We start from the raw sequence: 16,212 nt of genomic DNA, 5'->3' as shown, positions 1-16,212 counted from the left end.
AGGGAGCAACCGTGTCAGCAGGGGGCGGGACCAAGGCGATCATCGCCGCGCTGGTGGCCAATGCCGGGATCGCCGTGGCCAAGTTCGTCGGCTTCCTGATCACCGGATCGTCGTCCATGCTCGCCGAGTCGGTGCACTCGGTGGCGGACACGTCCAACCAGGGCCTGTTGCTGCTCGGGCAGAAGACCGCGCGGCGCAAGGCGACCCTGAACCACCCGTTCGGGTTCGGTCGGGACCGGTACTTCTACTCGTTCATCGTGGCGTTGATGCTGTTCAGCCTCGGCTCGGTGTTCGCCCTGTACGAGGGCATCCACAAGCTGGAGTCGCACGAGCCGCTGAGCAGCCCGATGGTCGCGGTGATCATCCTGGTGGTCGCGATCGGCCTGGAGACCTACAGCTTCCGCACCGCGATCGTGGAGTCCAACCTGATCAGGGGCGACGCCACCTGGTGGCAGTTCATCCGGCAGTCGAAGGTGCCGGAGCTGCCGGTCGTGCTGCTGGAGGACGCGGGCGCGCTGTTCGGCCTGGTCCTGGCGCTGATGGGCGTGGGTCTGTCGACGTTGACCGGTGACCCGGTGTGGGACGCCGTCGGCACCATCTGCATCGGCGTGCTGCTGGGCGTGATCGCGGTCATCCTGATCGTGGAGATGAAGTCGCTGCTGATCGGCGAGGGCGCGTCGCCGGCGGAGCTGGACGTGATCGTGGACGAGCTGGCGGCGGGCAAGGTGCAGCGGGTCATCCACATCAAGACCCAGTACATCGGGCCGGACGAGCTGCTGGTGGCGGCGAAGATCGCGCTCAACCCGGGCCTGACGATCGACGAGGTGGCCGAGGCCATCGACGGCGCGGAGCAGCGGGTCCGGAACAAGGTCCCGGCGGCTCGCCTGATCTACCTGGAGCCCGACCTGGACCGGTCGCTGACCAAGTCATAGCCCTTCGGCGAGCAACCGCTCGCCGTTCGGGAGCTTCCCGCTGTGGGCGAGGGCGACGAGCTGCTGCGCGCAGTGCTCGTCGCCCTTCGTCGTCCGGTCGAGCAGCTCGTCGTGCCGGCCGCGTGCGGCGAGCAGGGCGGCCAGCTCTCGCTGTGCTTCCGAGCGGTCCTCGTCGGCCAGCCGGCGCAAGAAAGCCAGGTTGCCCGTCTTGGCCAACACCCGTGAAAACCACACCGGCCCCGACGTCGCCGGTTCGGCCAGCGCCAGCGCTTCCATCCAGCGGCCGTCGGCGGCCAAGAGGTCGGCCAAGGCTCCGGCGATTTGCCACGAGTCCGGTGGTTTCGCCAGGGTGATGGCCTGGCGAAGCGTCTGGAACGCGTCGTCCTGCCGTCCCTGTGCGACCAGGCCGTTGGCCAGCGCGACGACCAGCCCTTCGTTGACGGGCACTTGCGTGACGAGTCGCTTGAGCACGTCCAGGTCGTCCACCTGTCGGGGCGGCTGCGCCACGTTGCCGGCTCGGCCGAGCCGGTCCGCCGGCCGGCTCGCAATCCAGAACCGATCGTTGGCGCGTACCACCGCCGGCGCCTCCTCCCAACGCCTGTGATCGGCCAGCCAGGCGGAGGCCTTGGCGATGCCGATGTCCGTCCAGCGCTTCGCCACGGCGACCGCCTCGTCCGCCTGTCCCGCTCCGACCAGGTCGCCGAGCAGGAGCAAGCCGAACCGGTCGGGGTCCTGGTCGGCGAGGAGGGCACGGAGCGCCCTCCGGTGCGGGTACGGGTAACGGCGCAGGAATGCGTACACCGTAGACCTGATGTCCGGGTCCTCAGCCATCAGCTCCGCCAGCTGGGCGAGCCGACCGTGCTGGATCAGGACGTGGAGCAGCTCGTAGCGTGATTCGACGGGCGTGGCGGCGGCTGCGGTGCGGTAGAGCGGGTCGGCGTGCCGGTAGCGGAGGCGGTGGTAGGCGTTGTGTGCGAGGCGGAGCCGGTCCTGGGGATCGGCGGTGTGGGCCGCCACCGCGTCCCACAGCGAGTCCGGGGTCAGCGCCCAGTGCCGCGTGGCCCGTCCGTGCTGGTCGAGGTAGTCGTGGAGTTCGTAGCCGTCGGGCGGGCCGATGCCCTCGCCCACCCGCTTCGGGATGAGCGCGGCGATGCCCACGCGGTTGCCGCAGGCGATCTTCAGCCCGTCGGCGAACCACGTGTCCGGTGCGCCCACGCGGTCTTCCCCGTCGAGGTAGCCGTGCGCGGCGGCGGCCAGCAGGTCGGCGGGGAGCAGGGCGCGGTGGCCTAGCCGCCGGGCGTCGAGGGCGGCGGTGACGATCGCGGTCGCGAAGCGGTCTTCCGGGGTGTCCGGGTGCTCGTAGCACTCGACCAGGGCGGGTCCGCCGGCGATGGTCTGGATGACCTTGCGGTCGTGGGCGGTCGCGAGGGCTTTCCGCAACCGGGGATCGGTGGACCTCGCGGCCATGAGCTTCGGGTCGAAGCGGTCTGCCACCCGGATGCGGGTCACTCGGTGGTGGAGCAGGTTGCGCGCCTGGGGCTGGTCGGTGAGCGCGGACCAGTACTGCGGCCACAGGGTGCCCAGGACGACGTACGGGCCGGGCAGTTCGAGCAGGGTGCGCAGGGCGGCCGCCGCCGGTTCGCCGTGGGAGCCGGTCAGGTGGTTCTGCGTCTCGTTGAGCCACAGCACCGTTCCAGGCTCGATGCCCGCGGCCAGCACGTGCAGCAGGTCTTCGGCGGTGCGCGGGTAGAGCAACGGCCAGGTGGGCAGCTCGTGGGTGACGGCCTCGTACAGCGCACGGGTCTTGCCGGTGGACGACTCGCCGGTCAGCACGGCCATCACGGTGCGCCGCGCGGACAGCAGGTCGGCCAACGCCCGGTCGTGGTCGCGGGGCAGGTAGGCGGGCAGGTCGGGCAGGTGGGTCGTGCCGACGGTGACGGCGCGGTGGACGTCGAGGTCGAACGGGTGCCACTCGGTGATCGGCCTGGCGGGCGACGGGGCGGCGTGCCGCGGGTGCACGTGCACGCCGCCCTCGATCGAACCGGCCTGGACGACCGCGGCCGCCTGGCCCGACATCTCGATGCGCACCGGTTCTGGCACGCCTGGTGACGCTACGGAATCTCGTCGTGCTTCACCACGGGCACGGCGGTGGTGCCCTTCCGGCCCAGCAGCGAGTGCCGCCGGCTGTAGGCGAAGTACACGACCACGCCCAGCGCCATCCACACCAGGAACCGGACCCAGGTCAGCGCGGTCAGGTTCAGCATCAGCCACAGGCAGGCCAGGATCGCCAGGATCGGCACCAGCGGCACCAGCGGCACGCGGAAGCCGCGCGGCAGGTCAGGGCGGGTCTTGCGCAGCACCAGGACGCCCGCGGAGACCAGGATGAACGCGAACAGCGTGCCGACGTTCACCATCTCCTCCAGCCTGCCCGCCGGGAAGAAGCCCGCGGCGATGGCGACCAGGACACCGATGATGGCGGTGATCCGGACCGGCGTGCCGTGCTTGCCCGTGCGGGCCAGGCGGCGCGGCAGGAGGCCGTCACGGGACATCGCGAACAGCACCCGCGACTGGCCCAGCATCAGCACCATCACCACCGTGGTCAGACCGGCCAGCGCGCCGACCGAGATGACCGTGGCCGCCCAGTCCACGCCGTTGGCCGAGAACGCCGTCGCCAACGTCGCCCGCGAGCCGTCGGGCTGCGTCTTGAGCTGGTCGTACGGCAGCATCCCGGTGATCACCAGCGACACCGCGACGTAGAGCACGGTCACGATCGCCAGCGACCCGAGGATGCCGCGCGGCACGGCGCGCTGCGGGTTGCGGGTCTCCTCCGCGGTCGTCGCGACCACGTCGAAGCCGATGAACGCGAAGAACACCAGCGACGCGGCGGCGAGCAGGCCCAGCACGCCGTACGTGCTGCCCTCGAAGCCCGTGAGCAGCGAGAACAACGACTGCTCCATACCGGACGCGGTCGTGCCGCCGGACTGCGCGGGCGGGATGTACGGGCTGTAGTTCGCCGCCTTGATGTACCCGATGCCGAGCACGATCACGAGCAGCACCACGGCCACCTTCACCGCCGTGATCACCGCGCTGACGCGGGACGACAGCTTCGTGCCGATCACCAGCAGCACCGTGAGCACCGCGATCAGCAGCAACGAGCCCCAGTCGACGTCGACCCCGCCGACCGACGTGGTGGTCTTCACCGTCACGCTCATCTGCCCCAGCACCGTCTGCAGGTACAGCGACCAGCCCTTGGCCACCGCCGCCGCGCCGACCGCGAACTCCAGCACCAGGTCCCAGCCGATGATCCACGCCATGAACTCGCCGAACGTGGCGTAGGAGAACGTGTACGCGCTGCCGGCCACCGGCACGGTCGACGCGAACTCCGCGTAGCACAACGCGGCCAGCGCGCACGCCACCGCGGCCAGCACGAACGCCAACGACACCGACGGCCCCGCGAGGTTGCCCGCGGTGGACGCGGTGAGCGTGAAGATGCCCGCGCCGATCACCACCGCGACGCCGAACACCGTCAGGTCCCACGCGGTGAGGTCCTTGCGCAGCTTGGTGTCCGGCTCGTCGGTGTCCGCGATCGACTGCTCGATCGACTTCGTGCGCCACAGCCCGTTGCCCGGCACAGTGCCTCCTGTGTTGGATCGCCGCTGCTCCGCAGACGGCGGCGAGGATCCGGTGGTGGATGAGGGTCGGAAGGTTGGTCCGATCAGACTAGAGGTGGTGTCGGCGGGTCGGTGCCGCCGGTAGTTTTCGGGCATGACGGTGCTTTGCCTGGACATCGGCTCGACGTGGACCAAGGGTGCCCTCGTGTCGCACGCCGGTGAGCTGCTCGGCACCGCACAGCACACGACTACCCCGCCGGAGGTGCTTCAAGGCATCGACGTGGTGACCAGTGCGCTCGGCCCGGCCGAGCACGTCCTCGCGTGCTCCTCCGCCGGGGGTGGGCTGAGGCTCGCGGTGGTGGGGCAGGAGCGGCTGGTCAGCGCGGAGGCCGGGTACCGGGTGGCGTTGTCGGCGGGCGCGAAGGTGGTGCACGTCTCGTCCGGCCGGCTCGACGGCGCGGGCGTCGAGGCCCTGCGCGCGGCCGGACCGGACCTCGTGCTGCTGGTCGGCGGCACGGACGGCGGTGACGCGTCGGTGCTGCTGCACAACGCCCGCGTGCTCGGCGCGAACCGCATGGCGTGCCCGATCGTGCTCGCGGGCAACGTCGAGGCCCAGCCGGAGGCGGCGGAGCTGCTCCGGGGCCGGACCGTGGTGCGCACCGCGAACGTGCTGCCCGACGTGGGCGAACTCGCGCCCGGACCGGCGCGCGCGGCGATCCGCGAGGCGTTCCTGGAGCACGTGATCGGCGGCAAGGGCCTGTCCCACGGCCCGAGGTTCCGCGGGCTCGTGCGCGCCGTCACGCCCGATGCCGTGCTCGAAGGCGTGTCGCGGTTGGCCATGCGGGACCGGGAAGGCGCGGTGCTCGTCGTGGACGTCGGCGGCGCCACCACCGACGTCTACTCGGCGGTGTCCACTGTGGAAGGTCCGGAGCGGGTGGTGGCGCTGCCGCCGGACCGCCGCACGGTCGAGGGCGACCTCGGCATGCGCTGGTCCGCACCGGGGGTGGTGGCCGAGGCGACGGCGGAGAAGCTGATCGACAAGGCCGAGGCCGCCGTGCTGCAACGGGAAGCCGACGCACGGGCCGCCGACGTCACCTGGCTGCCCGACGACCCGACCGTGGACCACCGGCTCGCCGCGCTCGCCGCCGTGCTGGCCGTCCGCCGCCACCTCCGGCTGGTCGACGGCCGACTCGGACCGCAGGGCGCGGGCCTGCTCGTGCTGTCCGGTGGCGTCTTCCGGCACGCCGAGTCGACCGCGGACGTGGAACGCGTGCTGCGCGCCGACCCCGTCCTGCGCCCGGTCCTGCGCACCGCCGCCATCACGGTCGACCGCGACTACGTGCTCGCACCGGCGGGCCTGCTCGCCGGGTCCGGCCGCACGGACGCGGCCGACCGGCTGCTCACCTCGGTTCTGGCGACCTGACCGGCGCTTGTCGGGCGGTCGGCAGCACGGGCGGCGCCGGCGGTTGCGTCGTCTCCAGCCCGGCCGCGATGGCGATCGCCCGGTCCCACTCGGGGTCCGAGGTGTAGTCGGTGTGCCGGTTCACGCCCGGCGCCCACCGCCTGCCCGGGAACGGCCCGCGCTGCGGGTCCGGCAGCCAGTGGTCGCCGCCGAGCACCAGCGCGCCCGTCGGACCGCGCAACGCCGGCGGCAACGCGCCCGAGGTGCCGTCCGGCCGGAAGCCGGCGCCGAGCAGCATCCCGTCGAACACCTGCCGGTCCCACGTCATCACCGCGCCGCCCAAGGGGTCCGTGCCGCGGCACAGCGCACGCCACCGCCCGGCCAACCCGCCGGCCAGCGTCTCCAGCGAGCCGTGCGGCACCACGGCCGGGAACGCCCGCGGGTACGCCCACTGGAGCTGCGACCCGGCGGTGACCAGGCCCAGTCGCTCGGCCTGGTGGGCGGGCAGCTCCTCCAGCAGCCGGGCGGCCGCCACCGCCGCGAGCAGGCTGCCCTGGCTGTGCCCGGCCAGCACCACCCGCGTGCCGGGGTCGGCCAGGTGCTCCCGCACCCGTGCGACCAGCTCCGGCACCACCTTCAACGCGTAGCACGGCGGCACCACCGGGTGCGCCTCGCGCGGCCAGAACGCTGCCAGGTCGGCCAGCACGCCCACCTGCCGGGCCTTGTCCGGCCGACGTGCCGCCAGGTACACCGCCCGCAGCAGCGACAGCGCCAGCACGGCCAGCACGGCCACGCCGAACCCGATGAACGGCCGTGACCACGTCGGCGGTTCGACCTCCTGCAACCGCAGGAACGCCGCCGGCACCGCACCCACGGCCAGCACCGACGACATGATCAGCACCACGTGGTGGCTGTGCCGCCGCTGCCAGTGCGCCCACCACCACGCCCGTGCGGCGCGCTTCGCGTCCCGAGCGCGTCCCGTGTGCAGCAGCGACGCCTCACGCGCCCACTCCTTCGCCCCCTCTTCGTCTCCGCCGACGGGTACCGGTCGCAGCGAGCTCCACCGCATCATCGCCGTGGTCGCGGCCATCGCCACCCCCGCCAGGAACGCCAGCACCCCGGCCACGCCCCACAGCAGCGCGATGTAGTCGTACCCGTACGGCAGTTCGCCGTGCCCGAGCACCCGCTGCACGGTCAGCGCCACACCCGCGCCGAACCCGCCGCCGAGCAGGGCGGCCACCGCGACCACCGGGGCGGCCATCCACCCACCGGCCCACGGCCGCAGCTCACGGGGCTGAGCCGACCACGTGCGCCGGGCCACCAGCGCGGCGGGCACGAGCAGCAGCCCGATCAGCACGCACACCAGCGCCACCAGCGCGGCCACCATCTGCACGGCCAGGTCGGCACCGGACAACCGCACCGGCAGCCGCACCAGCAACGCCGCCGTGACCAGCAGCGACAGCCAGGCCACGGTGTGCAGCACCCGCCGCGGGCCGCGGCCCAACGCCGACCGCAACCACCGCCCACCCCGGTGCGGCGCGCCGCCGGTGGGGTCGTCCAGCAGCATCGCGCCCAGCGCCGCCACCGCGACCAGCGCGAGCCCGAGCGCCCAGCACACCGTGATCGCGACCCCGTGCCAGCCGGGCGCGAGCAGCGGTCCGGGAGGTCCGCCCAACGCGACCACCACGGCCGTGCCCAGGGCCGCCACCAGGTGCAGCACCCGCAACGCCGGCGTGTCCGGGTCGGTGGCCACGTGCGCGCCGGGCAGCCCGGACCGCGCGCCCTCGGCCGCAGGCACCTCCTTGCGCTCGATCCGCCAGTCCACACTGGACATGCGGTGCAGCACCAGCACGGCCAGCGCGATCGGCGTGAGTCCCACCACAGCGCGCACCCACGGCGTCGTGCTCAGCCACGACGGGCCCCACAGGCACGGCGAGCCCGGCGCGAGGCACTGCGCGGCCACCAGGTCCAGGCTGATCACCTCCAGCTGCGCGACCAGCAGCACGGTCAGCAGCAGCGCCGCCAACCTCAGCAACGCGCGCAGCGCGACACCCAGCAGGTGGGCGGGCACCGACCCGGTCGGCGCGGGCGGCAGCATCCAGTGCGCCACGTTCGCCAGCGAGAACGGGAACAGCAGCGCCCACGTCGCCTTGGCCCAGCCGCCCGAGGTCATCGCACCCCAGACGTAGCCCTCGACGACCCGCGTCACGGGGCGGCCCGCGGCCTGCAACACCGGGCCGGGAGCCGGTCTGCGGAGGCGGTCGGCCGGGCGGACGACGCGGCCGAGCCCATCGCCCGCCACGTCCACCGCCGCCACCGCGTCGACCAGCGACTGCGGGGTGGTGCCCTGCACACCGTGCACCCGCAGTTCGACCACCCGTGTGTCGGGGCCGGGAATCAGCACAGATCCTCCCGCTCCTCCCGCGAACCTCGCGTCAGCCTCGCCATACTGGTCCATCGGCACCCAGTTGCCGCCGACCTCCGGGGCCCGGCGTGGCGGGCGGTACTGTCAGCCCGTCCTATCCGAGATGGAGGAACACGCGATGACCGCCGAGAGGCTCCAGACCCGCAACGGCATCGACTTCGCCGTGGCGGACCTCTCCCTGGCCGAGTTCGGCCGCAAGGAGATCCGGCTGGCCGAGCACGAGATGCCCGGCCTGATGGCGTTGCGCCGCGAGTACTCGGAGGTCTACCCGCTCAAGGGCGCGCGGATCTCCGGCTCGTTGCACATGACCGTGCAGACCGCCGTGCTGATCGAGACGCTGGTCGAGCTGGGCGCCGAGGTCCGCTGGGCGTCCTGCAACATCTTCTCCACCCAGGACCACGCCGCCGCCGCGGTCGTGGTCGGCCCCCACGGCACCCCCGAGGAGCCCAAGGGCATCCCGTGCTTCGCCTGGAAGGGCGAGACGCTGGAGGAGTACTGGTGGACCGCCGAGTCCATGCTGACCTGGCCGGACGGCGGCGGCCCGAACATGATCCTGGACGACGGCGGCGACGCGACGCTGCTGGTCCACAAGGGCGTGCAGTACGAGAAGGCCGGTGTCGTCCCGCAGCCCGAGGCGGACGACCCCGAGGAGTGGGTGCTCATCCTGGAGACGCTGCGCAAGTCGCTCGCGGCGGACAACGGGAAGTGGACCAAGATCGCCGAGGCCATCCGCGGCGTCACCGAGGAGACCACGACCGGCGTCATGCGGCTGTACCAGCTGGCCGCGGCCGGTGAGCTGCTGTTCCCGGCGATCAACGTCAACGACGCGGTGACCAAGTCGAAGTTCGACAACCGGTACGGCATCCGGCACTCGCTGATCGACGGCATCAACCGCGGCACCGACGTGCTCATGGGCGGCAAGGTGGCCGTGATCTGCGGTTACGGTGACGTCGGCAAGGGTGCGGCGGAGTCGCTGCGCGGCCAGGGCGCCCGCATCATCGTGACCGAGATCGACCCGATCTGCGCGTTGCAGGCGGCGATGGACGGCTACGAGGTGCAGACGCTGGAGGACGTGATCGGTCGCGCCGACATCGTCATCACCACGACCGGCAACAAGGACGTCGTGCGCATCGAGCACATGGCGGCCATGAAGCACCAGGCGATCGTGGGCAACATCGGCCACTTCGACAACGAGATCGACATGGCCGGCCTCGCCCGCTTCCCCGGCATCCGGCGGATCAACATCAAGCCGCAGGTCGACGAGTGGGTGTTCCCGGACGGCCACTCGATCCTGGTGCTGTCGGAGGGCCGCCTGCTCAACCTGGGCAACGCCACCGGTCATCCCAGCTTCGTGATGTCCAACTCGTTCTCCAACCAGGTGATCGCGCAGGTCGAGCTGTTCACCAAGTACCAGGAGTACGACAAGGAGGTGTACCGCCTGCCGAAGGTGCTGGACGAGAAGGTCGCCCGCATCCACCTGGAGGCGCTGGGCGGCAAGCTCACCAAGCTGTCCAAGGACCAGGCCGAGTACATCGACGTTGACGTCGAAGGGCCTTACAAGCCCGAGCACTACAGGTACTGAGTTTGATTGCCCCGCCTCCGGCGGGGCGGCGAGTTCGCCTGGAAGTCGGCAGTTCGAGGCCGATCCCGCGACGATCGAAGTGCGTGATCGCCGCGGGATGGGCCTCGACCTACCGACGCGACCTCGCGTGGTGGTCACCCCCGGGTGCCCCGGCCGTTCCGCTACGTCCACTCGACGCTGATGCCGGCGATGCCGGGGCCGACGTCCTCGAAGTAGGCGCTGGCGAAGCCGCCCAGGCCGCAGACCAGCTCCTCCAGGTCCACCGGCGCGGCCTCGGCGTCCGCCCGGAACTGCTTGGTGCAGCGGGCGGGCAGGGCGCGGCGGTTGAAGGCCAGTTGCAGCAGGTAGCCGCGGCACGGTTCGCGGAACGCCCGTCGGTGCCCGGGCGTGGGCCCGCCGGTGTCGTCCACCACCGTGAAGCTGAACACGTGCTCCTCGCCCTCGGCGAGCCTGCGGTCGAACAGCAGTTCGAACGCTAGTCCGCGGGTGGCGAGCTGCCTGCGCAGCCGTCCCAGCCGGCACCCCTCGCCCGGTCGCACGAGCGCGTTGTCGATCAGGCACCCGTCGTCGCCCTGGTGCACGGCCAGGAACCGGTCCGGCCCGGCCTTCGCCGCCCGCACCACCAGCCGGGTGCTGATCGACCGCTGCTCCCGCTCCGGCCCGATCAGCACGGTGTCGTGCACGGCCAGCAGCTCGATGTCGGTGTTCGCGCCGACGTCGGTCACGGCCTCGAACTCCGACACCACCGGCACCGGCGACACCCAGCCGCTCGGCCTGGTCAGCCGGGGTTGCGGCCGGTTGCCGACGAGCGCGACCAGCGACTCCGGCGGCAGCCTGAGCACGGTCTCCAGCGCGCGCACGGTGGCGATCGCGCGCGGCACTTCGGGATGCCGCAGCCCGCGTTGCCAGTAGCTCAGGGTCGACTGCCCGACCTGCACGCCCAGCTGTTCCAGGTGCGCCCGCAGCCTGGCCAGGGACAGGCCGCGGTGCGCGATGGCGTCGTGCAGGGCACGGTGGAACGGTCCGTAGCGCAGCGTCTCGGCGAGCCCACCCGGCAGGCTCCCGGGCGGCTGGGCGGCCTGCTCGTCAACCGGTCTGGCGTGCCCGGAATCCGCGGTCACCGCGGCACCACCCTTTCGCGCAACCGGAAATGGGGTTCACCGTAGTCACTCAATCTGGTGACGCAAAGGATCTCTGGTCACCCGACTGGGCGATGTCATGCGGCCGATCGTGAGCGGACGGTGGCCCTTAGGGTGTCCCTCGTGGGAAAACTCGTCGTGATCGAGGGTCTGGACGGCGCCGGCAAGCGCACCCTGGCCAAGGCGTTGACCGACGCGCTGGACGCGCGTGGTGCGAAGGTCGCGACCGGCGCGTTCCCCCGGTACGACGAGGACGTGCACGCCGATCTGGTGCGCGACGCGCTGCACGGCCGGCTCGGCGACCTGACCGACTCGGTGTACGGCATGTCGGTCCTCTACGCGCTCGACCGGCGGGGCGCGGCCGACCGGATCCGCGCCGACCTGGACCGGTACGACGTGGTGCTGCTCGACCGGTACATCGCGTCCAATGCCGCCTACGGCGCGGCGCGGCTGCACCAGGCGGCCGATGGCGAGTTCGTCGAGTGGCTGCGCGCGCTGGAGGTCGACCGCTTCGGCTTGCCGATCCCGGGCCTGCACCTGCTGCTGCGCGTGCCCCCGGCCGTCGCGGCCGACCGCGCGGCCCACCGGGAGGTGGAGGAAGCTCGGGGTCGCGACCTCTACGAGTCCGACGGCGGGCTCCAGGCGCGCTGCGCCGCCGTCTACGACGGGTTGGCCGCGGCGGGCTGGCTGTCACCCTGGGAGGTGCTCGACGGTACCGCTGACCTGCGCGTCGAGGCGCTGCTCGACCGGTGGTTCACCCATTAGGGTACGAAAGTAACAAAACGTCACCACTGGGCCGATGAGTCGCTGAGGATTCGCGTTTCGGCGGGACGAGGTGGGCACGTGGATCGGCGGCAGAGACTGGCTACGGAGTGGACGCGCACGACGACCAGCAGCGATGACCGCTGGGCGGTGCGTGGACTTCCGACCACTAGTGGGACGATGTTGGGTATGAAGGCACGCGTGCTCGTCGTGGACGACGACCCCGCTCTGGCGGAGATGCTGACCATCGTGCTGCGGGGCGAGGGCTTCGACACCGCTGTGGTGGCCGACGGCGCCCGCGCGCTGCCCGCGCTGCGCGAGTTGAAGCCGGACCTGGTCCTGCTCGACCTGATGCTGCCCGGCATGAACGGCATCGACGTCTGCAAGGCGATCCGGTCCGAGTCGGGCGTCCCGATCGTGATGCTCACCGCGAAGAGCGACACGGTGGACGTGGTGCTCGGGCTGGAGTCCGGCGCGGACGACTACGTGGTCAAGCCGTTCAAGCCGAAGGAGCTGGTGGCGCGCATCCGCGCCCGCCTGCGGCGCACCGAGGCCGAGCCCGCCGAGGTGCTGCAGATCGGCGACCTGACCATCGACGTGCCCGGGCACGAGGTGCTGCGCGAGGGCAAGCCGATCCAGCTGACGCCGCTGGAGTTCGACCTGCTCGTGGCGCTGGCCCGCAAGCCGCGCCAGGTGTTCACCCGCGAGGTGCTCCTGGAGCAGGTCTGGGGCTACCGGCACGCGGCGGACACCCGCCTGGTGAACGTCCACGTGCAGCGCCTGCGCTCCAAGGTCGAGCGCGACCCGGAGCACCCCGAGGTGGTGCTCACGGTGCGCGGCGTCGGGTACAAGGCCGGCCCTCCGTGATCGGGATCCACCGGACATGACTTCGCGTTGGTTCGATCCCGCGGTGCGCGAAGTGCGCCGCGGGATCGAACGCGCACGCAGGCAGGCCATCTCGTTCGGCGAGCTGTGGCGGCGTTCGCTGCAACTGCGCGTCGTGGTCAGCACGCTCGCGCTGTCGTCGGCCGTGGTGTTCGTGCTGGGCATGGTGCTCCAGGTGCAGATCACCGGCCAGCTGCTGGAGACCAAGATCGAGGCGGCGGTCCGGCAGACCGAGGCGAGCGCGGCGGCGATCCAGCCGGACCTCGCGGGCCTCAACCCCGGCCCCGACAGCGTCAAGACCCGGTTCACCACCGCCCTGAACAAGATCAACACCTCGGGTGTGGACCTCGACCCCACCAGTTCCGGCGCGGGCGCGTTCGAGCCGGTGCTCCGCGACCCCGTCGGCACCGGCTCCGACGGCCTGCCGGTCGCCGTCGGCCAGTACGAGGACGTGCCGGACGGGCTGTTCAAGATGCTCGAACGGGGCAGCGCCGGCTACCAGATCACCACCGTGGAACGGGAGACCGGACCCACGACGCTGCTCGTCGTCGGCAAACCGGTCAACAGCTCCGCCCGCGCCATGCACCTGTACCTGCTGTTCCCGCTGACCAGCGAACAGGCCACCGCGGACGTCGTGCAGAGCACCCTGGTCGTCGGCGGCGTGGTGCTGCTCCTGCTGCTCGCGCTCATCGCGAACCTGGTCACCCGCCAGGTGGTCCGGCCGGTGCGGCAGGCCGCCGAGATCGCCGAGCGGTTCGCCGACGGCAGCCTCGACCAGCGGATGCCCGTGGTCGGCGAGGACGACGTGGCGCGGCTGGCCGAGTCGTACAACGAGATGGCCGCCAGCATCCAGCGGCAGATCCACCAGCTGGAGGAGTTCGGCCAGCTGCAACGCCGGTTCACCTCCGACGTGTCGCACGAGCTGCGCACGCCGCTGACGACCGTGCGGATGGCCGCGGACGTGCTGCACGCCTCACGCGAGCAGTTCCCCGGCGGCCTGGCCCGGTCGACCGAGCTGCTGGTCGACGAGCTGGACCGGTTCGAGTCGCTGCTGGGCGACCTGCTGGAGATCAGCAGGCTCGACGCGGGCGTGGAGGAGCTGGCCGCCGAGCTGGTCGACATCCGCGTGCTGGCCAGGCGCGCCCACGACGCGGTGCGCGCGATCGCCAACAGCAGCGGCACCACGATCGTGATGGACCTGCCCGACCACGAGGTCAGCGCCGAGCTGGACTCCCGCCGCGTCGAGCGGATCCTGCGCAACCTGCTGGCCAACGCCATCGACCACGGCGAGGGCCTGCCGGTCGAGCTGACGCTGCGCGGCGACGGCGACGCGGTCGCGGTGACCGTGCGGGACCACGGCGTCGGCCTGCGACCCGGCGAGGCGGACCTGGTGTTCAACCGGTTCTGGCGCGCCGACCCGTCCCGCAACCGCCGCACCGGGGGCACCGGCCTCGGCCTGTCGATCAGCCTGGAGGACGCGCGGCTGCACGGCGGCCGGCTGGAGGCGTGGGGCGAACGCGGCCTCGGCGCGGTGTTCCGGCTCACCATCCCGTGCCGGCTCGGCCACGAGCCGACCTCCGACCCGCTGCCGCTCGTGCCGCCCGACCTGCCGCCCGTGGTCGAACCCGAACCGGACGCGCCCGAGCCGGTCGAGGAGGTCGAGCTGACCGAGGAGGAGATCACGTGGCAGCCCGCGCAACCGGTCACCGGCGAACGCGAGGAGGTCCGGTGAGGCTGCTCGCGGTGCTCCTGGGCGTGCTCGTGGCCGCCGGTTGCGCCGCGATACCCACCGAGACCTCACCGATCGCGGTGAACCCCTCGGCGGGCAACGCCAGCGCGGCCGCGGCGCCCGAACCGGTGCCCGACATCGACCCGCTGACGCTGGTCCGGGAGTTCGTCAACGCCTCGGCCAACCCGGAGAGCGACTACGCGGCGGCCAAGGCGTACCTGACCGAGGACGCGAAGAAGGCGTGGAACACCAAGGGCACGCCGACGATCATCGACACGACGTTCAACACCGTGCCGACGCCCGGCGTGACGGCGGACGACCGGCACCGCACGGTGCTGCTCCAAGGCCGCAACGTCGGCCGGTTGCAGCTGGAGGACAACTCGTTCATCCAGCTCATCGGCCCCCTCGACACCCCCATCGGGATCGAGCGCGACAACGGGGGCCAGTGGCGCATCTCCGCACCACCCGATGGCATCTACGTGCCGTTGGGCGGGTTCCAGCAGAACTACCGGCGGGTGACGCTGTTCTTCCACAGCCCCGACTTCAGCGTGCTCGTGCCCGACCCGAGGTGGGTGGTCATCGCGCCGTCGACGTCGATCCCGAGCCGGGTGACGAGCCTGCTGCTCAAGGGCCCGTCGGTGGGGATGCGCGGCGCGTTGGCCACGGCCATCCCGAACGGCGCGACCCAGCGCAGGAACACCTCCGAGGCCAACGACGGCGCGCTCGAAGTCGACCTGACGAAGGTCGGCGACATCACGGTCCAGGTCGGCAAGCAGATCGTGGCGCAGGTGGTGAAGTCGCTCGCGGGCGTCACCAGCAGCCGGATCCGGGTGCTGGTCGAAGGTCAGTCGATCAACGCCGACCAGCAGGAGTGGCGGCCCGCCGACGTGCAGACCGGTGAGGCCCTGACCACGCCGGACGCCGACCTGCACGGGATGCTGGTCGGCGACGGGCGGGTCAAGCAGGTCAACGGCGACCCGGTGCCCGGACCCGCCGGGGCGGGCGACTACCAGCTGGTGAGCGCCGCGCAGTCGTTGGACGGCAGCCAGCTGGCCGCGGTCGGCCGGGTGGGGAGCTCCGTGCGGCTGCGGGTCGGACCGCTGTCGGAGCAGCTGGCCGAGGTCGACCTGCGCGCGACCACCATGACCAGACCGACGTGGCTGCTCAGCGGGCGCCAGGGCGAACCGGGCACCGAGGTGTGGACCGTCGCCGACGGCGCCACGGTGGTGCGCGTGATCAGGACCGACAGCGGGTGGACGGCGAACGCGGTCAACGCCTCCGAGCTCACCGAGCTGGGGAAGATCACCGAGCTGCGGTTGTCGCGCGACGGCACCCGCGTGGCGGCCGTGGTGGACGGCAAGCTCGTGGTGGCGGCGGTCGTGCGCGGCCAGGACTCGGCGGTGTCGCTGCGGTCGCCGCGCCACCTCCAGCCGTCGCAGGTCGGCACCAGCGCGTTGGCGCTGGACTGGCTCGCGCAGGACGTGCTGGTGGTGAGCACGTCGCTGGCCGCGTGGCCGATCGCGAAGGTCAACATCGACGGGGTGCGGGTCGAGCGGTACAACACGTCGAACCTGACCGTCCCGGTCGCCTCCGTGACCGCCGCGCCGGGGCGCAACGTGCTGGCGGTGGACCAGCGCGGGCTGTGGAGCGCGAACGACGTGGGCGACGTGTGGCGTGCTTCGACCACGAAGGTCGAGCCGGGCACCCAGGCGTTCTACCCGGGCTGAGGTCGGTGGTCGGCCGAT

General features: G+C 72.0%; 11 protein-coding genes. 7 read left to right on the top strand and 4 right to left on the bottom strand.

Annotated features, from left to right (window positions below):
* Nucleotides 1-11 precede the first annotated feature (11 nt).
* On the top strand, nucleotides 12-932 hold the full coding sequence (locus AB0K14_RS32600) for a cation diffusion facilitator family transporter (RefSeq protein WP_360452275.1): 921 nt from the start codon (nucleotides 12-14) through the stop codon (nucleotides 930-932).
* On the opposite strand, the gene AB0K14_RS32595 is transcribed toward AB0K14_RS32600, so the two are convergent.
* Nucleotides 927-3,032 (bottom strand): hypothetical protein, encoded by a 2,106-nt coding sequence (locus AB0K14_RS32595; RefSeq protein ID WP_360452277.1) that lies wholly within the window; start codon nucleotides 3,030-3,032, stop codon nucleotides 927-929. The two genes, AB0K14_RS32600 and AB0K14_RS32595, sit on opposite strands and share 6 nt — an antisense overlap.
* Before the next feature lie 11 nt (nucleotides 3,033-3,043).
* Nucleotides 3,044-4,564, bottom strand: coding sequence for an amino acid permease (locus AB0K14_RS32590; protein ID WP_360452279.1), 1,521 nt, complete (start codon nucleotides 4,562-4,564; stop codon nucleotides 3,044-3,046).
* A gap of 133 nt (nucleotides 4,565-4,697) precedes the next feature.
* Between AB0K14_RS32590 and AB0K14_RS32585 the strand changes: the two genes are divergently transcribed.
* Nucleotides 4,698-5,966, top strand: a complete 1,269-nt coding sequence (locus AB0K14_RS32585) for a glutamate mutase L (RefSeq protein ID WP_360452281.1) — start codon at nucleotides 4,698-4,700, stop codon at nucleotides 5,964-5,966.
* Here AB0K14_RS32585 and AB0K14_RS32580 read toward each other — a convergent pair.
* Nucleotides 5,944-8,349, bottom strand: a complete 2,406-nt coding sequence (locus tag AB0K14_RS32580) for a hypothetical protein (protein ID WP_360452283.1) — start codon at nucleotides 8,347-8,349, stop codon at nucleotides 5,944-5,946. The two genes, AB0K14_RS32585 and AB0K14_RS32580, sit on opposite strands and share 23 nt — an antisense overlap.
* A 139-nt stretch (nucleotides 8,350-8,488) precedes the next feature.
* Here AB0K14_RS32580 and ahcY point away from each other — a divergent pair, with 139 nt between their 5' ends.
* Nucleotides 8,489-9,952 carry an adenosylhomocysteinase gene (ahcY, locus tag AB0K14_RS32575; protein WP_360452285.1) on the top strand — a complete coding sequence of 488 codons (1,464 nt, stop codon included), beginning with the start codon at nucleotides 8,489-8,491 and terminating at the stop codon, nucleotides 9,950-9,952.
* A gap of 161 nt (nucleotides 9,953-10,113) precedes the next feature.
* On the opposite strand, the gene AB0K14_RS32570 is transcribed toward ahcY, so the two are convergent.
* Nucleotides 10,114-11,073, bottom strand: a complete 960-nt coding sequence (locus AB0K14_RS32570; RefSeq protein ID WP_360452287.1) for a hypothetical protein — start codon at nucleotides 11,071-11,073, stop codon at nucleotides 10,114-10,116.
* Nucleotides 11,074-11,214: 141 nt separating this feature from the next.
* Between AB0K14_RS32570 and AB0K14_RS32565 the strand changes: the two genes are divergently transcribed.
* From AB0K14_RS32565 to AB0K14_RS32550, 4 genes are all read left to right on the top strand, one after another.
* Nucleotides 11,215-11,856: a dTMP kinase gene (locus tag AB0K14_RS32565; protein ID WP_360452289.1), complete on the top strand. Its 642-nt coding sequence runs from the start codon at nucleotides 11,215-11,217 to the stop codon at nucleotides 11,854-11,856.
* A 186-nt stretch (nucleotides 11,857-12,042) separates the two neighbouring features.
* Nucleotides 12,043-12,720 carry an MtrAB system response regulator MtrA gene (mtrA, locus tag AB0K14_RS32560; protein WP_015104936.1) on the top strand — a complete coding sequence of 226 codons (678 nt, stop codon included), beginning with the start codon at nucleotides 12,043-12,045 and terminating at the stop codon, nucleotides 12,718-12,720.
* A gap of 16 nt (nucleotides 12,721-12,736) precedes the next feature.
* A complete protein-coding gene (gene mtrB / locus AB0K14_RS32555) occupies nucleotides 12,737-14,470 on the top strand; it encodes an MtrAB system histidine kinase MtrB (protein ID WP_360452291.1) in 1,734 nt (577 codons plus the stop codon).
* Nucleotides 14,467-16,194: an LpqB family beta-propeller domain-containing protein gene (locus AB0K14_RS32550; protein WP_360452293.1), complete on the top strand. Its 1,728-nt coding sequence runs from the start codon at nucleotides 14,467-14,469 to the stop codon at nucleotides 16,192-16,194. The genes mtrB and AB0K14_RS32550 overlap by 4 nt, the downstream gene beginning before the upstream one ends.
* Nucleotides 16,195-16,212 lie beyond the last annotated feature (18 nt).

The organism is Actinosynnema sp. NPDC050801, assembly GCF_040673975.1.
GTDB lineage: Bacteria > Actinomycetota > Actinomycetes > Mycobacteriales > Pseudonocardiaceae > Actinosynnema.
The sequence above is the reverse complement of the archived record's forward strand: the minus strand, read 5'-3'. Positions and strand labels throughout refer to the sequence as shown.